The sequence below is a fragment of the Candidatus Endomicrobium procryptotermitis genome (genome assembly GCA_031279415.1).
Taxonomy (GTDB): domain Bacteria; phylum Elusimicrobiota; class Endomicrobiia; order Endomicrobiales; family Endomicrobiaceae; genus Endomicrobium_B; species Endomicrobium_B procryptotermitis.
This window is the reverse complement of record JAITIP010000001.1, coordinates 12,284-32,633: the sequence shown is the minus strand read 5'-3', so window position 1 is coordinate 32,633 and position 20,350 is coordinate 12,284. Positions and strand designations below refer to the sequence as shown.

Annotated in this window: 24 protein-coding genes and 1 riboswitch; all 24 genes read left to right on the top strand. The window is 36.2% G+C overall.

Annotated elements, in window-relative coordinates; genetic code table 11:
• Positions 1-510, top strand: a 510-nt coding sequence (locus LBD46_00195; GenBank protein ID MDR2425597.1) for a glucosyltransferase domain-containing protein, incomplete at its 5' end; no start/stop codon positions are given.
• Between the two features lie 110 nt (positions 511-620).
• Positions 621-1,058 (top strand): hypothetical protein, encoded by a 438-nt coding sequence (locus LBD46_00190; GenBank protein MDR2425596.1) that lies wholly within the window; start codon positions 621-623, stop codon positions 1,056-1,058.
• Between the two features lie 299 nt (positions 1,059-1,357).
• A riboswitch (FMN riboswitch) is annotated at positions 1,358-1,548 on the top strand.
• 49 nt (positions 1,549-1,597) lie between these two features.
• The gene (gene ribD, locus LBD46_00185; protein ID MDR2425595.1) at positions 1,598-2,665 is read left to right on the top strand and encodes a bifunctional diaminohydroxyphosphoribosylaminopyrimidine deaminase/5-amino-6-(5-phosphoribosylamino)uracil reductase RibD; all 1,068 of its coding nucleotides are present in this window, start codon (positions 1,598-1,600) and stop codon (positions 2,663-2,665) included.
• A 4-nt stretch (positions 2,666-2,669) separates the two neighbouring features.
• On the top strand, positions 2,670-3,290 hold the full coding sequence (locus LBD46_00180; GenBank protein MDR2425594.1) for a riboflavin synthase: 621 nt from the start codon (positions 2,670-2,672) through the stop codon (positions 3,288-3,290).
• 1 nt (position 3,291) lies between these two features.
• On the top strand, positions 3,292-4,512 hold the full coding sequence (locus LBD46_00175; GenBank protein MDR2425593.1) for a bifunctional 3,4-dihydroxy-2-butanone-4-phosphate synthase/GTP cyclohydrolase II: 1,221 nt from the start codon (positions 3,292-3,294) through the stop codon (positions 4,510-4,512).
• A 145-nt stretch (positions 4,513-4,657) separates the two neighbouring features.
• Positions 4,658-5,119, top strand: a complete 462-nt coding sequence (ribE, locus tag LBD46_00170) for a 6,7-dimethyl-8-ribityllumazine synthase (GenBank protein MDR2425592.1) — start codon at positions 4,658-4,660, stop codon at positions 5,117-5,119.
• Between the two features lie 67 nt (positions 5,120-5,186).
• Positions 5,187-5,561, top strand: coding sequence for a glycine cleavage system protein GcvH (gene gcvH, locus LBD46_00165; protein ID MDR2425591.1), 375 nt, complete (start codon positions 5,187-5,189; stop codon positions 5,559-5,561).
• Between the two features lie 13 nt (positions 5,562-5,574).
• Positions 5,575-6,906, top strand: a complete 1,332-nt coding sequence (gene gcvPA, locus LBD46_00160) for an aminomethyl-transferring glycine dehydrogenase subunit GcvPA (GenBank protein ID MDR2425590.1) — start codon at positions 5,575-5,577, stop codon at positions 6,904-6,906.
• A gap of 155 nt (positions 6,907-7,061) precedes the next feature.
• Positions 7,062-8,504: an aminomethyl-transferring glycine dehydrogenase subunit GcvPB gene (gene gcvPB, locus LBD46_00155; GenBank protein MDR2425589.1), complete on the top strand. Its 1,443-nt coding sequence runs from the start codon at positions 7,062-7,064 to the stop codon at positions 8,502-8,504.
• A 138-nt stretch (positions 8,505-8,642) separates the two neighbouring features.
• A complete protein-coding gene (nadC, locus tag LBD46_00150; GenBank protein ID MDR2425588.1) occupies positions 8,643-9,488 on the top strand; it encodes a carboxylating nicotinate-nucleotide diphosphorylase in 846 nt (281 codons plus the stop codon).
• A gap of 13 nt (positions 9,489-9,501) precedes the next feature.
• On the top strand, positions 9,502-10,443 hold the full coding sequence (locus LBD46_00145; GenBank protein ID MDR2425587.1) for a biotin--[acetyl-CoA-carboxylase] ligase: 942 nt from the start codon (positions 9,502-9,504) through the stop codon (positions 10,441-10,443).
• A 6-nt stretch (positions 10,444-10,449) separates the two neighbouring features.
• Positions 10,450-11,106, top strand: coding sequence for a nitroreductase family protein (locus LBD46_00140; protein ID MDR2425586.1), 657 nt, complete (start codon positions 10,450-10,452; stop codon positions 11,104-11,106).
• A 15-nt stretch (positions 11,107-11,121) separates the two neighbouring features.
• Entirely contained in the window at positions 11,122-11,499 is a 378-nt protein-coding gene (locus LBD46_00135; protein MDR2425585.1) for a hypothetical protein, read from the top strand.
• Positions 11,500-11,516: 17 nt separating this feature from the next.
• Positions 11,517-12,899 carry an SH3 domain-containing protein gene (locus LBD46_00130; protein MDR2425584.1) on the top strand — a complete coding sequence of 461 codons (1,383 nt, stop codon included), beginning with the start codon at positions 11,517-11,519 and terminating at the stop codon, positions 12,897-12,899.
• Positions 12,896-13,102 (top strand): hypothetical protein, encoded by a 207-nt coding sequence (locus LBD46_00125; GenBank protein MDR2425583.1) that lies wholly within the window; start codon positions 12,896-12,898, stop codon positions 13,100-13,102. The genes LBD46_00130 and LBD46_00125 overlap by 4 nt, the downstream gene beginning before the upstream one ends.
• 173 nt (positions 13,103-13,275) lie before the next feature.
• Positions 13,276-13,479, top strand: coding sequence for a hypothetical protein (locus LBD46_00120; GenBank protein MDR2425582.1), 204 nt, complete (start codon positions 13,276-13,278; stop codon positions 13,477-13,479).
• Positions 13,480-13,502: 23 nt separating this feature from the next.
• A complete protein-coding gene (locus tag LBD46_00115; protein ID MDR2425581.1) occupies positions 13,503-13,799 on the top strand; it encodes a YbaB/EbfC family nucleoid-associated protein in 297 nt (98 codons plus the stop codon).
• A gap of 197 nt (positions 13,800-13,996) precedes the next feature.
• Entirely contained in the window at positions 13,997-14,830 is an 834-nt protein-coding gene (lipA, locus tag LBD46_00110; GenBank protein MDR2425580.1) for a lipoyl synthase, read from the top strand.
• Positions 14,831-14,917: 87 nt separating this feature from the next.
• On the top strand, positions 14,918-15,196 hold the full coding sequence (locus LBD46_00105; GenBank protein ID MDR2425579.1) for a hypothetical protein: 279 nt from the start codon (positions 14,918-14,920) through the stop codon (positions 15,194-15,196).
• 214 nt (positions 15,197-15,410) lie between these two features.
• A complete protein-coding gene (locus tag LBD46_00100; protein ID MDR2425578.1) occupies positions 15,411-16,031 on the top strand; it encodes a phosphatidylserine decarboxylase in 621 nt (206 codons plus the stop codon).
• A 24-nt stretch (positions 16,032-16,055) separates the two neighbouring features.
• Positions 16,056-16,853: a CDP-diacylglycerol--serine O-phosphatidyltransferase gene (gene pssA, locus LBD46_00095; protein ID MDR2425577.1), complete on the top strand. Its 798-nt coding sequence runs from the start codon at positions 16,056-16,058 to the stop codon at positions 16,851-16,853.
• A 96-nt stretch (positions 16,854-16,949) separates the two neighbouring features.
• Entirely contained in the window at positions 16,950-18,542 is a 1,593-nt protein-coding gene (locus LBD46_00090) for a 2-isopropylmalate synthase (protein MDR2425576.1), read from the top strand.
• Positions 18,542-19,807: a 3-isopropylmalate dehydratase large subunit gene (gene leuC / locus LBD46_00085; GenBank protein ID MDR2425575.1), complete on the top strand. Its 1,266-nt coding sequence runs from the start codon at positions 18,542-18,544 to the stop codon at positions 19,805-19,807. Before LBD46_00090 ends, leuC begins: the two co-directional genes overlap by 1 nt.
• A gap of 27 nt (positions 19,808-19,834) precedes the next feature.
• Entirely contained in the window at positions 19,835-20,329 is a 495-nt protein-coding gene (gene leuD / locus LBD46_00080; protein MDR2425574.1) for a 3-isopropylmalate dehydratase small subunit, read from the top strand.
• Positions 20,330-20,350 lie beyond the last annotated feature (21 nt).

Below are 20,350 nucleotides of genomic sequence, written 5' to 3'. Positions count from 1 at the left end.
GATAAAGCCCACTGGTCATCTCGCTTTTTTCTACGGTATATTAAGTTTTTCTTAATTTCGTTTGTTTGTTTAATAGCAATGTGGATGTCTTATCAGGCGGCAAACGGCATATTTTTGGTTATGATTTTAGGCTTGGCGTTAAAAGATTTTTTAGACAATGCAAGAATTAAGGATATATTGAAAAAAATTTTAATTTTTATCAGTCCATATTTTTTTGCGGCTTTTATTTTTAAGTGTGCTCTGCCTATGCCAAAAGGATATAGAAAAACCGAGATTTTTGCGTTTTCCGAGATGACCAGTGGGCTTTATCATAACATTATAAAGCTTTTTAAAACGCTGTCGTCTTATCTAAACGACATTTGGAGCGTTTTGGCGGTTTTACTGTTTATTTGTTTTATAGCATCTCTTGTTATTTTTTCAAAGCGTAAAAGGTCGTTTATTCTATCCGACGCAGCAGCAGGCGTTTTATTTGCGGCGCTTGCAATACCTCTGTCTTACGGAACTTTTTAATATTAAAGGAAAGTTCTTTTAGTGGAAGGTCTTTGATAGGCATTGGCGTGGTTCTTGCAATAATTGGCATTATTACTGTGAAAAATTTTAATAAGCTTTGGCAAAAATTTATGGCTGCTCCCCTGTTGATTTTGCTTTATTCTTTTCTTGTATTTTCTTTTGCTTTTGGAAATGTTTTGGCAGACCAAGAACGATATGCAAATTTTAGAAATGAATTGTTATTAAATGACTTATCGCGGATATGGACAAGCAAGGACGAGGTTGCAAAGACTAAATTGCAAATACAAGGCAGTATAGGAAGAACAGAAGTTACAAGACATATCGCTTTTCTTTATCCCTCGTTAAAAAACATTTGGGGACAGGAGGGTTTAGGAGGTGATTCGTTTAATGGTTTTTTTAAGTTTGAACATTATTACAATCGTAAGCAAAAAATAATTTTAAATAAAGATAGAAAAATGGATTCAGATAAAATGAAAATAGTTTTAGATACATATTACCACACTATTAAAGAAGGCGAAAACGGAGACATCTTAGTTATTTTAAAATAAGAAAATAACAGTTTTAATTTGGCAATCGCTTTTTATAAACGATGGCTTAATCGACCGTATGCTCAAAATGATTGTAGAAAAATCCCAGAAAAAAAGACACCGCTTATAGCAACTTATTGAGAAACTGCGGTAAAGAAATAGCAATGGCGTCAAAGCTTGTGTCAATCGACATTTTAGGGGGATATATCGGCAGAATTTTACTGAGACAAAAAAGCGTCCCTTATATTTGATTGAAAGTAAAAAATTGAAACAGTAAAATTTTTGAAATTTGACATCGCAAATGAAAAATGGTTTAATTATTAAGTCTTCGGGGAAGGTGAAGGAACAAAGTTCCCTTTGGAATTTGTTTCCCGAATCCTTACCGGCAGTAAAAGAAACAGGGTTTCATTAAAAAAGAAATGAAGTTTCAAGCCTGCGACTCCGCTTAAAAGTGGACTGAATCCGTGAAATTCGGATGCCGACGGTATAGTCCGGACAAAAGAAGAATATTATAAATTTTTCATTACCCCGAAATTGTAATTACGGGGTTTTTTATTTTTATGAACAAGACGATATTTATGCGGGAAGCGATAAAAGCGGCAAAAAAAGGAAAAAACAAAGTTTATCCGAATCCTATGGTAGGCTGCGTTATCGTTAAAGACAATAAAATAATTTCAAAGGGATTTCATGAATATTTTGGTGGAAATCATGCGGAAATAAATGCTTTAACCGAAGCGGGAGATAAAGCAAAAGGTGCAGACTTATATGTCACTTTGGAACCTTGCAACAGTTACGGAAAACGTCCACCGTGTACTCAGTCGATAATAAAGGCGGGAATCAGTCAAGTATTTTTTGCCGTAAAAGACCCAAACGTTTCAAAAAGCAAAGAAGTTCTTGAAAAGTCCGGAGTCAAAGTATATTGTGGAATTTTGAGCGGTGAAGCAAAAATTCTTTTAAAAGATTATCTGAAGCATTTGAAAATAAAGCCAAAAGTTTCAATAAAAGCCGCAATGAGTCTTGATGGCAAAATCGCAGCGCATACCTATGATTCGAAATGGATAACTTCTGATAAAGCCAGAGATTTTACGCATAAATTGAGAAGCGTATATGACGCCGTGCTTGTCGGAACAAATACCGCTTTAAAAGATAATCCTAGTTTGACATCGCACGGCAAAGGTAGAAATCCCGTAAGAGTCGTCATAGATTTTAATTTAAAAATTTCTGAAAATTACCACATTGTCGATAGCTCGGCTGCAACAGTAATCATTTATGATGAAAAATTAAAAAATATTCCCCGCTGTCTGTTTAAAAAAAATATTATTTTTGCTCCGGTAAATGCCGAAGCAGCGAGAAAAGATTTTAAAGTTATAGTAGAAAAACTCAAAAGTTTCGGACTTAGAACAGTTTTAATCGAAGGAGGAGGAGAAATTATCTCTTCGGCTTTATTTTCCGCAGCCGTAGATGATATATTCTTGTTTGTCGCCCCGAAAATAATAGGAGGAAAAAATGCTCCGTCGGTTGTCGGAGGGATAGGTGTGAAAAAGGTTTCTGAGGCCTTAAAATTTAAAAATATAAAAATAATGAAAATAGGAACTGACTTTTTATTTACAGGTCAGATTGTACGGTGAGAAAATGTTTACAGGATTAATTGAAGATTTGGGCTGTGTAAAACGAATATCATCTTCGCAAATCGCGATAGATACGAAACTTGATGGCATTTCGACAGGCGACAGCATTGCCGTTAACGGCGTTTGTCTTACGGCTGTCTCAGTTAAAAAAGGTGGTTTTACAGCGGATTACAGCCCTCAGACGGATAAAGTTACGATTCTTTCATTTCTTAAAGTTAATGAAATTGTAAACCTTGAAAGAGCTTTAACGCTTTTGTCAAGAATAGCGGGACATATAGTAACCGGACATGTTGATGGAACGGGTAAAATAGAAATTGTGGAAAAGCAGAATCGTTTTTACAGAATTTTGGTTTCCCTTGATGCAAAATGTGCAGCTCATTGTGTTGACAAAGGTTCTGTAGCTATTGACGGAATTAGTCTTACAATCGCGAAGGTTGAGAACTCAAATATAGAACTGTTTGTGATACCGGAAACTTTTAACAATACGGTTCTTAAATTCAAAAAAGCGGGCAGTTTGGTAAATATAGAGACCGACATTTTAGCTAAATATGTAGAAAGATTTACTAAAGATAATAATTCAAAAGGCATCTCTTTGGAGATGCTGAAAGGAAACGAGTTTATTTAAAATGATTAAATCAGACAAAAAAAATTTTTCAAAAGTTGAAAGCGTTTTAAAGGATATAAAAAAAGGGAAAATGGCGGTAGTAGTTGATGATCCCGGACGTGAAAACGAAGGCGATTTGTTTTGCGCTGCGGAAAAAGTCACTCCGGAAATTATTAATTTTATGACAAAACACGCCAGAGGGCTTATCTGCGTTCCGATGAAAAGTAATCAGTTGGAAAAACTTAAAATAGAAAATATGGTTGACAAGCCTACCGAAAAAAAAGGCTGCTCATTTACAGTTTCTGTAGATTACCGCATAGGCACGACTACAGGAATTTCCGCTTATGACAGAGCTGTAACTGTAAAAAAGCTTATTGATAGAACCTCAAAACATGAAGACTTTGCCCGTCCTGGTCATATTTTTCCTTTACGTTACAAAGAAGGCGGCGTGCTTGTGCGCACGGGGCATACGGAAGCGGCGGTTGACATTGCAAAACTTGCAGGACTTTATCCAGCAGGCGTAATATGTGAGATAATGAACGATGATGGCACAATGTCGAGAATGCCAGATCTTATTAAATTTGCCAGAAGACATAAACTTGAAATTATTACTATAGAAGATTTAATTTATTACAGAAGAAAAACCGAAAAACTTGTAAAAGAAGTCGTCGCCGTAGATTTGCCTACAAAGTATGGAGATTTCAAATCCGTTCTTTTTGAGGATTCCGTGACAAAGGAGGTTCATTTGGCGATTATAAAAGGCGATGTCAAAGGTAAAAAAGACGTTTTGGTAAGGGTACACTCTTCATGTGAAACCGGAGACGTATTCCATTCGCTTAGATGCGATTGTGGGGATCAGCTTGAAGCCGCTTTGCGTGCAATCGAAAAAGCAGGACGAGGCGTGGTTTTGTATATGCATCAGGAAGGAAGAGGCATAGGACTTAAAAATAAATTGAAAGCTTATTATCTGCAGCAGCAGGGAATGGATACGGTTGAAGCGAATGTCGCTTTGGGTTTTGCTCCAGATTTGCGCGATTATGGAATCGGAGCGCAGATTTTGTCAGAACTCGGCATAAAAAGCATAAATCTTATGACGAACAATCCGAGAAAAATAGTCGGCCTTGAGGGGTATGGTTTAAAAATATCAAAAAGAGTTTCCGTAGAAATATCTCCGACAAACTCAAATAAAATATATCTTAAAACAAAAAAAGAGAAAATGGGACATATTTTAAAAACAGTTTGAACGGCAGGTAAAATAAGGAAAGCATCTTGGAAGTTTGGCAACTAGGCAGCGGTAACGATGATGAAAACCTGTTATTGTTAATCCTGTGCGGGCATTTATAAAAAGAAATTGCGGAATTTATCCGCACAAAATAAAGAGGTATAAAATGAAAATCATCAACGGTCAGTTAAACGCGGCAGGCAAAAAATTTGCCATAGTCGCGTCAAGATTTAACGAGTTTATAACGCATAAACTTATTGATGGCGCAGAAGATATGCTTAAAAGACATGGAACCGCCGACAATGACATTTATTTGTTTTGGGTTCCTGGAGCTTTTGAAATTCCGTCGGCTGCAAAAAAGATCTCAGAAAGTGGAAAATATGACGCTGTAATATGCCTCGGCTGCGTTATCAGAGGTGCCACACCTCATTTCGATTATGTCTCTGCTGAAGTTTCAAAAGGCGTTTCCGTCGTGGGAATACACAGCAAAGTTCCAGTAATTTTCGGAGTTTTAACTACCGATAACATAGAACAGGCAATCGAACGCGCCGGGAGCAAAGCAGGAAATAAAGGTGCAACCGCCGCAATGAGCGCAATCGAAACAGTCAGCCTTTATTCTCAGATTTAAATTTTGATAAAACCGACATTTATGCTAGAATACGTGAGCAGTTTATAAAATAACAGCGGAGTTTTTTATGAATATTCCACAGGAACTTAGGTACACAAAAACACACGAATGGATTAAAGTTGAAGGAAATAAGGCAAAAGTCGGCATTACCGATTTTGCTCAGCACGAAATAACTGATATTGTTCACATTGAACTTCCAGAAAATGGAAAAAGTGCAAAGAAAGCCACGCCGACTGCGGTGATAGAGTCGGTTAAATCGGCTTTTGACATATACTCTCCTGTAAGTGGCAAAATAGTCGAAATAAACGAAGCTCTTTTATCTTCTCCTGAAACTGTAAACCAGTCGCCTTATGAAAACGGCTGGCTGTTTACGGTTGAATTTGTCAATGAAGAAGAACTTTCGGATTTGTTAAGCGCACAAGACTATCAAAAACTTATATAAGTATAAGAATTTTATGGAATACATATCGCAAAATCAAAAAGAAAAAAAAGAAATGCTCGAAACTTTAGGCATAGAATGTGAAGATGAACTGTTTGATGTCATAGCCGCGCAGTTAAAAGCCAAAGAGTTAAAAATTTCCAGCGGACAAAGCGAACAGGAACTTGTAGATGTTTTCAAAAAACTTGCCTCAAAAAATAAAACCCTTATTTCTTTCAGGGGAGCGGGAATATACGACCATTACATCCCGGCTCTGGTAGGCGAAATCACCGGAAGAAGTGACTTTCGCACCGCATACACTCCATATCAGGCAGAAGCAAGCCAAGGAACTTTACAGTCGATATTCGAATATCAAAGTATGATAAGCGCTTTAACCGCTTTGGACGTTTCAAATGCTTCACTTTATGACGGCGCTTCAGCAACTGCTGAAGCTACGATGCTTGCATTAAGAGCGTCGGGAAAAAATAAAATTCTGATATCTTCAGCGCTTAACCCTCAGTATGCTCAAACTGTTAAAACTTATCTTAAAAATTCGAAAGCAGAAATCGTAATGCTTAATTTGTCCTGCATGGGCACCATAGAAAAAAGTTCAGTTGAGGCAAATCTGGATGAAAATACAGCGGCCGTTATCGTGCAATCGCCGAATTATTTCGGTATTATTGAAGATATGGACACGCTTTCTTCAACAGCAAAAAGCGGTAATGCTCTTTTTATCGCGGTTGTAAACCCTATTTCTTTGGGATTTTTTAAAGCTCCGGGCGAATACGGAGCCGATATTGCCGTAGGCGAAGGGCAAGCTTTGGGAAATCCGATGAGTTTTGGTGGTGCAACTTTTGGATTTATGTCTGTAAAAAAAGCTTTTGAATGGAAAATGCCGGGAAGAATTGCAGGACAGACCGTAGATAAAGATGGAAAAAGAGGTTTTGTCTTGACTTTACAGTCGAGAGAACAGCATATAAGAAGAGAAAAAGCCACCTCAAACATTTGTACCAATGCCGCTTTAAACGCTTTGGCTGGCTGTGTCTATTTGTCCGGATGGGGAAACGAAGGTTTAAAAAAACTTGCGCTGACAAATATTGCGAAAGCCAGATACGCTTTTAATAAAATCAAAGGAATCGAAGGTTTCAGTGCCAAATTTGAAAATGCTGTTTTCTTTCACGAATTTGTAATCAAAACAGAGAAAGACATAAAAAAAATCACTAAAATGCTTATTAAAAACGGCTTTTTGCCGCCTCTCGAATTATCTTCTTATTGCAAACAATATGAAAACTGCCTGCTGTTTTGTGTGACGGAACAAAGAACAAAAGAAGAAATAGACAGACTTGCCGAAATATTGGCAAAAATATAACTTTTATCCGGCAAAAGAATATGAGTAGAATAAAAATTCATAAATTCTCTTTAAGAATTCTCAAAGTATAATTTGAAAATGGAGAGTTGCCGTTCCCGAAATACAAAGATAATGAATTTGATTTTATCAAACGCATATAGAGAAAGGATAAAACAATGGAAAAACTTTTGAATGAAATATCTTCGCAGGGAAGGTCGGCTTTCGGCGTTAACTGCGATGTCGATTTTGATGTAAATATTCCTGAAAATTATAAAAGAAATTTAGATTTGGGACTTCCGTGCATTGCGGAAAGCGATTTGTTAAGACATTTTACAAATCTATCGCGCAAAAACTTTGCACTCAGCACTACTTTTTATCCGCTAGGCTCCTGCACAATGAAACACAATCCTTTAATAAACGAAAAAATTGCAGGCTTTGACGGCTTTAATCAAATACATCCTTTGCAGCCCGTGGAAACCGTTCAAGGAGCTTTGGAATTAATTTATAATCTTGAAAAAGATTTATGTGAAATTTCTGGAATGGATTATTTTTCATTACAACCATCAGCCGGCGCACAAGGAGAATTTGCCGCTCTTCTTATAATCTCCGCATATTTTAAGTCAATTAAACAAAAAAGAACAAAAATAATTGTCCCAGATTCAGCACATGGAACAAATCCTGCTTCTGCGGCTTATGCTGGCTTTGAAATAGTTTCTTTAAAATCCGAGTTGGACGGAAGTTTATCTTCCGCAAAATTAAAGGAGATTTTAACTACGGATACTGCGGCGATAATGCTTACCGTTCCCAACACGCTCGGTATTTTCGAAAAAGAAATACAGGAGATATCAAGAATTGCTCATGAAAATGGCACGCTTTTGTATTATGATGGCGCTAATTTAAACGCCGTTATTGGCATGTTGCGTCCGGCGGACATAGGTTTTGACATAATGCATGTAAATCTTCACAAAACCTTTTCTACACCTCATGGCGGAGGAGGTCCTGGAGCGGGTCCCGTGGGCGTAAAAGCATTTTTGGAGCCTTTTCTACCTGTTCCGAGAATTGAAAAAAAAGATATGAAATTTTTTTTAAATTATAAAAAAGCAAGAAGTATAGGTAAGATGAGAACTTTTTTTGGAAATTTTCCGGTTTTGGTAAAAGCTTATGCATATATCAAAGCGCTTGGTGCAAACGGACTTAAAAATGCTTCCACACAAGCTGTTTTAAACGCCAATTATATGCTCGCCAAACTTAAGGACAAAATAGACGTTCCTGCGGGGAACAGATGTATGCATGAATTCGTATTATCGCTGAAATCCGTTTTACAGAATGGCATAAGAACAATAGATGTTGCCAAAAGATTGCTTGATTACGGATATTATGCGCCTACCGTGTATTTTCCGTTAATAGTAGAAGAAGCCATGATGATAGAACCTGCGGAAACGGAATCAAAAGAAACTTTAGACAGGTTTATAGAAACTTTAAATAAAATAATTTTTGAAGAGTCCGTAAACGAACCTCAAAAAGTGAAAGATGCCCCTGTAAATACCTGCGTAAGAAGGCTTAATGAAGTTGAGGCGGCAAGAAAACCTATCCTGAAATGGAAAAATGATAGCAAGTAAGGGAATGTTAATAAGGAAATAATTATGCTTAAAACGTTGTCAATCTGCCAATAAAATTTACACTCTGCTTAGGAAATAAATTTTTTTGTTGAAAAATTCATTGAAAAAAATTTGTTTATTTTATACAATCAACCCGTTATGAATAATACGAGAACCTTAATAAAACTTGCACTTGAAGAAGACGGCGTTTTTAATGATATAACAACGAAATCTTTAATTCCAAAAGATAAAAAAGCAAAGGCCGTACTTATCGCAAATAGGCATGGAATATTGTGCGGAGTTGATATTTTTGCCGAAGTTTTTAAAACCATAGACAAAAAATGCGTCGTATATCCTAAAAAAAAAGATTGTTCAGAAATAAAAAGAGGCGACCGCATACTTGAAATAGAAGGGCAGGCTTATGCCATTTTAGCAGGCGAAAGAACGGCTCTAAATTTTTTGCAGCATATGTCGGGAATAGCGACTTTGACAAACAAATTTGTAAATGCTTCTAAAAATGGAAAAACAAAAATTTACGATACTAGAAAAACGCTTCCAGGGTACAGAGAACTTGCAAAATATGCTGTAGTATGCGGCGGCGGCATAAATCACAGGATGGGACTTTATGATATGATTTTGATAAAAGACAATCATTTATCACTCACAAAGTACCTGCCGGAAAAAACAAAACAGCTAAGAAAAATTTATAAAAAAACCCTTATTGAAGTCGAATGCGAGAATATTTCACAGGTGAAACATGCGCTCGAAGCCGAAGCGGACATAATAATGCTTGACAACACAGGACTTGCAAAAACGAAAAAGATGATAGGAATAATAAGAAAAAATTCTTCAAAAGACTACAACCCCGAGATTGAAATATCAGGCGGTATAAATCTTAAAACAATTAAAAAGTTTGCCAGGTTGGGTGCAGAAAGAATTTCGATAGGGACAATAACCCACTCGGCGCCTGCCTTAGATATTACTTTAGAAATAACTATCAGTTAGGACTCTCTCCAAAATGAAAATTCTTGAAATTCTTTCCGACGAAAAATATATTTCTGGAAACAAAATCAGTGCGGCTTTAGGCATATCGAGAGCCGCCGTACATAAACAAATAAGAAAACTGATAAAGGGCGGTTTTATAATAAAATCGTCAGTGAAAGGTTATAAATTGATAAAAAGTGTGCTGCCGTTTAAAGCGGAAGATGTTATTAAGAAATTTTTGTCGCCTACCAGAATATGTAAAAAAATACTACATTTTAGAAGAACTGCTTCCACGCAGACAAAACTTAAAAATCTTGCACAAAAAGGCGAACCGGAAGGAACAATCGTAACTGCAAACGAGCAGACTTCTTCTTATGGGAGAATGCAGAGAAAGTGGATTTCCTGCTCCGGTGGACTTTGGTTTTCTATGCTTCTAAAACCAAAAATATCTCCTGATTGTGCAGCATATATTTCTCTTTTAATCGCTTTGGCTTTGAACAGAATTTTAAAAAGAAATTATGCGGTTAAAACAAAAATCAAATGGCCGAATGATATTCTTGTTGAAGATAAAAAAATAGCCGGAATAATAGTTGAGATGTCCGCTGAACAGGATATGGTAAATTGGATTGTGGCCGGTGTGGGTATAAATATTTATAATTCTCTACCGGAAGATTTGCCGCAAGCCGCTTCTTTGGGCAGCATGGTTAAAAAAAGTATTGACAGAACAAAAATTATGTCCGCATTTTTAATGGAATTTGATAAAATTTATAATGATTTTTGCAGTTCTGGTTTTGGAAGATTTTGTGAAGAATATAATAAAAATCAGGAATTTTTGAATGAAAACATAATAATTGATACAGGATTTGGTATAATTAAAGGTGTTAACAGAGGAATAAGTGGTGATGGAAAACTTATTATTGAAAATGAAAAAGGTTTTGAAATAATAATTTCAGGAACTCTCAGAAGGAGCGTATGAGATAACATGCAGGGAAATATTTTTAACGAGCTTATAAAAGAAAGAAGCAGCATACTTTTGGATATTATAAAGCAGCGCAGAAGCGTGAGAAAGTTCAGTCAGGAACCTGTAAGCGACAATGATATTAAAACCATAATTGAAGCCGCATCGATGGCGCCGTCGGCTACAAACAGCCAGAACTGGCGTTTTATTGCTGTAAAAACTGAAAATAAAAGAAAAGAGCTTGTGCTGGCCATAGAAGAACAGATTGAAGAGTATTCCTCTCTTATTAAGTCAAAAAGAGCGTACAATGAGTTTAACGCCTATGCTAGATTTTTTACTTTTTTTGCCAGTGCTCCTTTAGTTATTGCCGTAATCAAAACTCCATATACATCGTTTAGCATGAGAATTATGCGCAGATACGGCATATCTCCGGAAGCTTTGGAAGCAGCGGACTCGCATGGTCCTTCTGCGGCTGTACAGAATATGCTTCTTGCCGCACACGCTTTAGGTTATGGCGCATGCTGGATGACAGGCCCTCTTATTGCAAAAGAAAAACTTGAAAAAGTTTTAAATATTAATTCTCCGCACCATCTTATGGCATTGATTCCGATAGGAAAAACCGAAATGACTCCGTCAGTTCCCAAAAGAAAACCTATCGAGGAAATTTTTGAAACTGTTTAACAGGGAGGAAATAAGATGCTATTACAAATGTTTGCGGCTGTAGTTTTTTTGTTTTTTGCCGGCATTTTTTGTCAGTCTTATTCGCAGGAAGCCGTCATCAAACTTGATTCTCCGGAAAAAATTGAACAATTTCAAAAAATATTAAATGAAGGCGCAGTACAAAGCGGTACAGATACAGATGTTTCTGAGATTTCAGAAAGTTTAAAACCAGCCTTGTCGGATAATTCCGGACAAGTTTCAGAAGCGGTGCAGATCCCGGAAGCTAAAGAAAAAGATGTTAAAAATGTCAAAAAAGCCGAAAAGAATATCAAATGGCTTGACTCACCTGAAAATGTTGAAGAATTTGAAAAAATTCTTAAAAAAATACAGGTTGGCGGTCCCGCAAAACAATAGTTCGGAGAATATAATAAGTGAAAAAAGCAATACATCCACTAATATTCTGCTTCTGCATATATCTTTTTTTATGTTCGTGCATGGGCAAAAATGCTGACAATATTGTAAAAGAAATTATGATATGCCCTGCGCCGACAGCTTTTCAAGATGTTGGCAGAATGATGAAAAGTCCGGGATATTGGATTTCAAGGCTTCAAAATCCAGACAAAGTAATGCTTAACACAAGAGAAATTGAAGCCGTAAATGCCAATACTGTTGGACAAAGCATATATATAACTGATGTACAATATTTTCCAGAAATATATTATCGTAAAAACGCCGCAGGAATTTATACTAGGTCTGTAGACATGTTCGCAAGATATTATGATGGACATTCGAAAAAACGCGTTGGGAGAGAGCATTTTTTCGATATGGACAAAAATATAGATTACGACCTTTTTAATTCTACGGTAACTGTAAGTTTTGCCATGACTGTAAAGTATGCGGAACTCAGATATCTTCCTTCTTATGAGCCGTTATATTCATCGCTTGACACTTTGGATTTAGACAGAATGCAGGTTACACAGCTTGATTTGGCGTCGCCAGTAGCCATTTTGTATGCTACTCTTGACAAAGAATGGTATTATGCAGTGTCAGAAATTGCAGAAGGCTGGCTGAACAGAGATACTATAGCTTTTTGCCGGCAGGACGTAATAAAAGATTATAAAAGATGGGATAGATTTGCTGTAATAATTTCCCCGAAAGCCGATATTTATAAAAATGAAAATATGACAGAATTTTTTGATTATATAAGTATGGGTACAGCTCTTCCAATAGCGGCCATCAAAGGTGAAATTGCCGAGATAAGAATTCCCATAGCGAAACAAGATGGTGTTTTAGGGTTTAAAAAGGCGTATATAAATCTTTCCGATATATCGGTCGGATATATGAAATATAATCAGAGAAACGTAATACAGCAGGCGTTTAAACATCTCAATTCTCCTTACGGATGGGGCGGAATGAATGGAGAACAGGATTGTTCGAGTTTTATAAGACAGATTTTTGCTTGTTTCGGAATCAAACTGCCGAGAAACTCTGCGGGACAAATACAATCTGCTGGAATTTTTGCGGGTGAGTTTGAAGAAAGTGAACAGGAATACCTGAGATCACAGAAAATTATAAAAAATGGAATTCCCGGCATGACGCTTTTATATTTTCCCGGACATATTATGCTTTATGTAGGCAGCGAAAATGGTAGTCCATATATAATTCATTCGATATGGGGTTACGGCGAAGAAACGGAAAAAGAGTCAAAAACGTATCTTATTAACAGAGTGGCGATTACTTCAATGAATATTGGCGAAGCTTCAAAAAAAGGTTCTCTGCTTCAAAGAGTAACGCTGATGAAAAACATAAAATGAAAATAGACTTTATAAGAAAAATTAAACTGTTTTTATATGCGCTTTCGCTGGCGGAAATCATTATTTTCGGAAGGCTGGCCGATAAAACAGGAAGCAATACTAAAATGATGATAATAGCTGCCGCATTGCTTTTTGTGAACGTAATCGTTTATAAAACTGTGGCAAAATATTATAAAAAACATAAAGGAAAAAATGGATTTTAAACATATAAAAATTTTTTTCTACATTCTTTTTGTTTTAGATATTTTAGCGGGGCTTACAGCTGCGCAATTTTTCGGCATTTTGCACGGCATAATCGTAAGTGCGGTACTGCTTATCTTAAACGTTACTGTTTATGTTATAATTCTAAAAATTCAAAAAGTAAAGGAGCATAGCGATGGATATTCACAAAAAAGGAAAAATATATAAAAATATATTTTTGATATCGACTTTTTGTGGAGTTGCAGGTTTGTACGTTTTATATAAGTTCGGAGGCAATTGGATAGGTTATGCTTTGTGCGTAATATGGTTTGTTCTGGCAGTTTTAGTACGCGTTTTGATAATGAGAGATAAAAAATATTTCAAAGACAATAAAGTTTAAAAGTTTAAAGGAGAGTTAAAACAATGGAACTGTTTAAAGCCGCAAAAGAAGCTATAGCTATGAGAAGCAAATTAAGTGAAATGGATAAAAAGCTTAAAGCCAATGTAATTAATGTCGAGTATAAAGGGATAAAAATTCAGGTAAACGCCAAAAATGAATTTTTGTCTTTTGAAATTCCGGAAAATTTGTTAAAAGAAAATAAAGAAAAAATAGAAAAACTTATATTGGACGCTTTTAAATCTGCTTCAGATAAAGCGCAAGATGTAATGGCGCATGAATCGAAAAAACTTATGGGAGATATGAAAATACCCGGAATGTGATTTTATTGTCAATCCAGATTTTCCTTTTAATCCAATGTTGTTTTTTCACACAAAGTTGGCAAAATAAATAGGTTTGCAAATGCTGATGCCTGAAAAATCAATATATCAAAATATGTCCTAAAAGAGCGGCAGCTTTCGTGAACAATTTTCAGAATTTAAAGTGGGCAGCATAATAAAATCGGGTAAATAATGTTAAAATGAAGCTTGAAAAGAAAAAAATAACTATAGCAGGCATATCGGAATTAAAAAAGAATTTTCTTTCGCAGAAATTGAATACTGTCTGTTGGAGTGCGAAATGTCCAAACATAGGAGAGTGTTTTAAAAAGCGTATCGCAACTTTTTTAATTTTGGGTAACAACTGCACGCGCGGCTGTCGGTTTTGCGGCATTGACAAAAATGAACCCGAAACAGTTGACTTGTGCGAACCAAAGCGTATTGCTCAGGCTATAAAAGAACTCGGACTTTCTTACAGCGTTATAACTTCCGTTACCAGAGATGATCTTAAAGATGGCGGTGCTAAACATTTTGCCGATACGGTTAGAGAAATAAAGATTGTAAATCCCGGCATAAAAGTTGAAGTTCTAGTTCCGGACTTCAAAGGTTGCCGAGATTCAATTAATACCGTTTTACAGGCAAACCCGGATGTTTTTTCACATAATATTGAGACGGTGCCGTCTTTATATGAAAAAGTGCGCAAAGGTGCCGATTATAAACGCTCTTTAAGTGTTTTGGAACACGCTAAAATGTCCGGATTTAAAGTCAAAACGGGAATTATGCTGGGGCTGGGCGAAGAGGAAGATGAAATTTTTGAAACTATAAAAGATATAAAAAACATTGGAATCGACATTTTGACAATCGGGCAGTACCTTAGTCCGACAAAATATCATTATCCCGTCATAAAAGAATACTGTGAAGAAGAACTCAAAAAAATAGAAAAATTCACAGTTGCGCTCGGAATAAAAACAGTTGTATGCGGTAGATATGTGCGCAGTTCATATATTGCTGAAGAATCTTTCAGAAAAATTTCCTAATTTTATTACATTTTTTTATAAATATTTTATACTTATTCCGTGCTTTCTTTTGTTCAAAAAATAAATTTATACTTGAGGGGGTATTTCATGAATTTAAAGCAATTAATTATTTTCTTTTCAGTTTCAGCTGTGTTTTTTCTTTTTATCATAGTTTATAGTGTATATGCTCAGAATAATATAAATAAAAGTAACCCAGCGCGCAGTAATGCCGTATATACGAAAACTTCATTGCAGCCTTCTGAAAATTATAAAGCAAACTACACATCAGATGTAAAACCGAAATATACTCGTATAGCAAAACCCGCAGGGGCTCCTAAAATTGTAAAGACTGAAACAGAAGTCGAAGATTTACTTACAAAGAATTAATCGCAGATTTCTAGCAGGAACTTGAAAAGGCAGTCCTTGTTGCTGCCAAGCTTCTAATCTTTGCTCATCTCTTCTCTATTTACTAAAAAAGATTATATTTTCAACCTGTTTTGACTTTAAATTGTATTTTTGATAAAATCTTTTTTAAAAAATAAGGGATTTTGGATTTAAAATCAGGAGAATTATAAATTATTATTGAAAAGAGGAATTATTTATGCCAATTGTTAAAGAAGGCTATTCATTTATTTTAATTCCGCTTGTAATCGGTTTAGTTTTACTGTTTACGGGTTTTGGCGGAATTTTTTTTATTGCCGGCATATTATGTATTTTAATATCTTTATTTTGCATTTATTTTTTCAGAGATCCTGCAATTGAAATCACGCAGGGAGAGGGATTAATTCTTTCTCCTTGCAACGGAACTGTTCTTGAAGTAAGTGAAACAGAAACAGAAAAAGTTGTAAGGGTTTTCTTATCGGTCCTTGATGTTCATCTGCAACGTTCTCCCATAGAAGGAAAAGTTACAAAAGTCGAATACAAACCCGGAAAATTTTTAAAAGCGATGGAGCCTGAAGCACATATTGTCAACGAACAAAATCATATCGTTATAGAAAACGAAAGCGGTACATATACAGTTAAACAAATTGCCGGCATACTTGCCAGAAGATGCGTTTCATGGGTAAAAACGGGCGATGAATTAAAAATCGGCGATAAAATCGGTGTTATAAAATTCAGTTCGCAGGTCGATCTCCATATGCCAAAGAATGTCGATATTAAAGTAAAAAAAGATGATAAGGTTGTTTCAGGCGTAACCGTTTTTGCAGTTTTAAGCAAATAAAATCGGTTTTATAGGATAAATAAAATGAAAGATTTAAAAAAAGGTATATATATTTTGCCCAGCTTATTTACATGCGGAAATATGGCATGCGGCATTATTTCAGTTATTTTTTCTATCAGAGGATATTTTACTTGGGCCGCATGGATGCTTATTCTTGCCATAGTGTTTGACATGCTTGACGGCAGAGTTGCAAGAATGACAAAAACTACAAGTGAATTCGGCGTGCAGTTGGACTCGTTAAGCGATTTGGTCTCATTCGGTGTTGCGCCTGCTTTAATGATGTACCAGCTTGTTTTAAATACTATGGGAAAACTTGGAATTGCAATTTCAGTGTTGTTTGTTCTGTGCAGTGCGTTAAGGCTTGCAAAATTTAATGTTCAAGCTAAAAAGGGAGTGGTTCATAGCTCTTTTATGGGACTTCCAACCCCTGCGTCTGCGGGACTTTTGATATCTTTTGTATTGAGCTACGAACTTCTGTTGGCGGAACCTGATCAGGTATTGTCAGTTAAAACAATACCTTTGCTTATGAAAAATATGCCCATATTTTTTAAAAGTATGCCTATAGTCATGGTGATACTTTCTTTGTTGATGGTATCGAACATACCTTACGCTTCATTTAAAAAATTTAAATTTTCAAAACCAAAAGTATTTCAGTTTTTAGTTTTGATTATACTGCTTATATTTTTGATAATAGTATTTCCGCAAAACATAATATTTATTCTTTTCTCATTATATGCTTTATCGGGAATAATTCTCTACATAAGCAAATATTGGAAAGTATTAAAAAAATTAAACAAAAAAATGGACGGAAAAAATGTGTAAAATCCTCATTATAATCTCGGAAAATCTGCGACTTAGTCACTAATTATTTATTTGTATAATAAAACACCAAAAAAATAATTAATAAAGGATTTTAGCATGAAAAAACAAGATAAAGTTTTATTTTTTGATACTACATTGAGGGACGGAGAACAGTCGCCTGGTGCAAGCATGAACTTAAAAGAAAAATTGCTTGTTGCAAATCAACTGGCGGTTTTAGGCGTGGATATTATTGAAGCAGGTTTTCCGATTTCAAGTCATGGAGATTTTGAAGCCGTTAAAACGGTTGCTCAGCAGGTTAAAGGACCTTCTATAGCGGGGCTATCGAGAGCTTCGGAAAAAGATATAAAGGTCTGTTGGGAAGCGGTAAAATACGCGAAAAAACCCAGAATTCATATTTTTCTTGCCACGTCGGATTTACATATCGAGAAAAAGCTCAGGAAAACAAGATCTCAGGTGTTGGAAATGGCTGTAAAAGCCGTAAAATATGGAAAGAGTTTGTGCCAAGACATAGAATTTTCCGCCGAAGACGCGGGTAGGTCTGATATGGATTATCTGTGCAAAGTCATTGAAGCGGTAATAGATGCCGGAGCAAAAACAGTAAACGTACCGGACACTGTAGGTTACACAATGCCGGGAGAATTCGGCGCTAAAATTGCGGAAATAAAAAGAAGAGTGCCAAATATAAATAGAGCGATCATAAGTGTACATTGCCATAATGATTTGGGTTTGGCTGTAGCCAACTCTCTTTCAGCTGTCGAAAACGGAGCGCGGCAGGTTGAGTGTACCATAAATGGAATAGGCGAAAGAGCAGGAAACGCTTCTCTTGAAGAAATCGTTATGTCTTTAAGCGTAAGGCCGAAATATTATAATGTCGGACATTCAATAAGGACAAAAGAAATATATAAAGCCAGTAAACTTGTTTCAAACCTGACAGGAATTATCGTGCAGGTAAATAAAGCGATCGTAGGAGCAAACGCTTTTGCGCATGAAGCTGGGATTCATCAGGACGGCGTATTAAAAGACAGGGAAACTTATGAAATAATGAATCCTAAAGACATAGGCATTCCGGAAAATTCGCTTGTCTTGGGAAAACATTCAGGTAGACATGCATTTTTCAAAAGAATAAAAGATTTGGGATATAAACTTGATTCTGAAACACTTGAAAAATTGTTTGAAAAGTTTAAAGTTTTAGCCGATAAAAAGAAGGTCATTTTTGACGACGACATAATAGCTTTAATCGAAGAAGATTCATCTTCGGGACAGGAAATATTTTCTCTCGAATACATAAGTGTGACTTCTGGCACGGGAACAATCCCGACGGCAACTGTGAGAATAACAAAAAACGAAAAACCAGTTAAAGCCGGAAGTAAATTGCCCGAAGGAAAAATTAAACCGGTAAGTATCCGCGAAGCTGCGTGCGGAACCGGTCCAGTAGATGCGGCATATAAAGCCATAGATAAAATAACCGCAATGGATCTTAAGCTGACCGATTATTCTTTAAGAGCTGTTTCTTCCGGAGAAGACGCATTGGGGGAAGTCAATTTGAAAGCTTCATATAACAGAATGATTTATTCTGGTAAAGGAACTTCGACTGACATTGTCGAAGCAAGCGTGAAAGCGTATATGCAGGCAATCAATAAAGCGAAATCGTTTAATTTGAAGAAGAACTACAAAAAGGGGAAGAAATAATGGGAAGCACAATTACAGAAAAAATTTTAGCCGCTCATTGCAGTAAAAAATACATAGAACCGGGCGAATTTATTGAGCCGAAAATCGACATAGCGCTGTCAAACGACGTCACCGCGCCGCTCGCTATAAAAGAATTCAGAAAAGCTGGAGTAAAGAAAGTCTTTGATAAAAATAAGATTGCTTTAGTTATGGATCATTTTACGCCGAATAAAGACATTTTAAGCGCTGAACACGTAAAGTTTGTAAGAGAGTTTGCGAAAGAGCAGAAAATAAAGCACTATTACGAAGGCGGAAACGTCGGGGTCGAGCACGCTTTGCTTCCGGAAAAAGGTATAGCCCTTCCCGGAGACGTAATCATAGGAGCTGATTCGCACACGTGTACGTACGGAGCACTCGGCGTTTTTTCAACGGGCGTGGGGTCAACCGATATTGCCGCTGCTATGGCAACTGGAAAAGTGTGGTTTAAAGTTCCTCAAACAATTAAATTCATTTTAAAAGGAAAACTTAATAAATGGGTCAGCGGCAAAGATATTATTCTTTACATTATTGGACTTATCGGCGTTGACGGAGCACTGTATCAGTCTATGGAATTTGACGGACCTGTCTGCAAAAAACTTTCTATGGCTGACAGATTTACGATTGCGAACATGGCGATAGAAGCTGGTGGAAAAAGTGGAATTTTTACGCCAGATGAAATTACTGAAAAATATGCTGCTGCAAGAGCTCAAAGGAAATATAAGTTTTATACAAGCGACAAAGATGCAAAATATCATAAAATTTTGGAAATTGATTGTAGAAAAATTGATCCGCAGATTGCAATGCCTTTTCTGCCGTCAAACACAAAAACTGTAAAAGATATCAAGAGAACTTATATTGATCAGGTTGTTATAGGTTCCTGCACAAACGGAAGGATTGAAGATTTAAGAGTTGCCGCGGCAATCATAAAAAAAGGCAAAAAAGTGAATCCTAGTGTAAGAACTTTGATAATCCCAGCTACACCGGAAGTTTATTCGCAGGCTCTTGCCGAAGGATTGTTTAAAATATTCACTGACGCTGGAGCAATAATTTCTGCGCCCACCTGTGGTCCGTGTCTTGGCGGTCATATGGGAATTTTAGCTTCCGGTGAAAAATGCGTTTCAACTACAAATAGAAATTTTGTCGGAAGGATGGGACATGTTGAATCTCAGCTGTTTTTGTCAGGTCCGGCTGTTGCTGCCGCTTCAGCGATAAAAGGGTATATAGCCGTCCCTGATGAAATAAAATAAATTTTAATGCAATATGGAGAAAATAAAATGGCGAAAGATATAATATTGAAAGGAAAGGTTCACAAATACGGCTCAAATGTAAATACGGATGAAATAATACCTGCCAGATATTTAAATACTACAGAACCTTCAATACTTTCAAAATACTGTATGGAAGATATAGATAAAGAATTTGTCAAAAGAGTAAAAAAAGGAGACGTTATAGTAGCGGAAAACAATTTCGGCTGCGGCTCTTCAAGGGAACACGCACCTATAGCCATAAAAGCCGCCGGAATTTCTGCGGTAATAGCCAACTCTTTTGCACGGATATTTTTTAGAAACTCCATTAACATAGGTCTCCCGATTCTTGAATCTCCGCAAGCCGTAAAAGCGATAAAAAACGGCGATGAAGTCGAAATAAATTTAAATCAAGGCACCATAAAAAATTTGACGCAAAAAAAAGAGTATAAGTCGCAGCCTTTTCCTGAGTTCATGCAAAAAATCATAAAAGCAGGAGGATTGCTTAGATACATAAAAAAATAGCAATGAAAAAAACATTAAAGA

Excerpts from the sequence above, each read along its gene's own strand:
- LBD46_00190 (MDR2425596.1), top strand. The coding sequence starts at position 621 with ATGGCTGCTCCCCTGTTGATTTTGCTTTATTCTTTTCTTGTATTTTCT.
- ribD (MDR2425595.1), top strand. The coding sequence starts at position 1,598 with ATGAACAAGACGATATTTATGCGGGAAGCGATAAAAGCGGCAAAAAAA.
- LBD46_00180 (MDR2425594.1), top strand. The coding sequence starts at position 2,670 with ATGTTTACAGGATTAATTGAAGATTTGGGCTGTGTAAAACGAATATCA.
- LBD46_00175 (MDR2425593.1), top strand. The coding sequence starts at position 3,292 with ATGATTAAATCAGACAAAAAAAATTTTTCAAAAGTTGAAAGCGTTTTA.
- ribE (MDR2425592.1), top strand. The coding sequence starts at position 4,658 with ATGAAAATCATCAACGGTCAGTTAAACGCGGCAGGCAAAAAATTTGCC.
- gcvH (MDR2425591.1), top strand. The coding sequence starts at position 5,187 with ATGAATATTCCACAGGAACTTAGGTACACAAAAACACACGAATGGATT.
- gcvPA (MDR2425590.1), top strand. The coding sequence starts at position 5,575 with ATGGAATACATATCGCAAAATCAAAAAGAAAAAAAAGAAATGCTCGAA.
- gcvPB (MDR2425589.1), top strand. The coding sequence starts at position 7,062 with ATGGAAAAACTTTTGAATGAAATATCTTCGCAGGGAAGGTCGGCTTTC.
- nadC (MDR2425588.1), top strand. The coding sequence starts at position 8,643 with ATGAATAATACGAGAACCTTAATAAAACTTGCACTTGAAGAAGACGGC.
- LBD46_00145 (MDR2425587.1), top strand. The coding sequence starts at position 9,502 with ATGAAAATTCTTGAAATTCTTTCCGACGAAAAATATATTTCTGGAAAC.
- LBD46_00140 (MDR2425586.1), top strand. The coding sequence starts at position 10,450 with ATGCAGGGAAATATTTTTAACGAGCTTATAAAAGAAAGAAGCAGCATA.
- LBD46_00135 (MDR2425585.1), top strand. The coding sequence starts at position 11,122 with ATGCTATTACAAATGTTTGCGGCTGTAGTTTTTTTGTTTTTTGCCGGC.
- LBD46_00125 (MDR2425583.1), top strand. The coding sequence starts at position 12,896 with ATGAAAATAGACTTTATAAGAAAAATTAAACTGTTTTTATATGCGCTT.
- LBD46_00120 (MDR2425582.1), top strand. The coding sequence starts at position 13,276 with ATGGATATTCACAAAAAAGGAAAAATATATAAAAATATATTTTTGATA.
- LBD46_00115 (MDR2425581.1), top strand. The coding sequence starts at position 13,503 with ATGGAACTGTTTAAAGCCGCAAAAGAAGCTATAGCTATGAGAAGCAAA.
- lipA (MDR2425580.1), top strand. The coding sequence starts at position 13,997 with ATGAAGCTTGAAAAGAAAAAAATAACTATAGCAGGCATATCGGAATTA.
- LBD46_00105 (MDR2425579.1), top strand. The coding sequence starts at position 14,918 with ATGAATTTAAAGCAATTAATTATTTTCTTTTCAGTTTCAGCTGTGTTT.
- LBD46_00100 (MDR2425578.1), top strand. The coding sequence starts at position 15,411 with ATGCCAATTGTTAAAGAAGGCTATTCATTTATTTTAATTCCGCTTGTA.
- pssA (MDR2425577.1), top strand. The coding sequence starts at position 16,056 with ATGAAAGATTTAAAAAAAGGTATATATATTTTGCCCAGCTTATTTACA.
- LBD46_00090 (MDR2425576.1), top strand. The coding sequence starts at position 16,950 with ATGAAAAAACAAGATAAAGTTTTATTTTTTGATACTACATTGAGGGAC.
- leuC (MDR2425575.1), top strand. The coding sequence starts at position 18,542 with ATGGGAAGCACAATTACAGAAAAAATTTTAGCCGCTCATTGCAGTAAA.
- leuD (MDR2425574.1), top strand. The coding sequence starts at position 19,835 with ATGGCGAAAGATATAATATTGAAAGGAAAGGTTCACAAATACGGCTCA.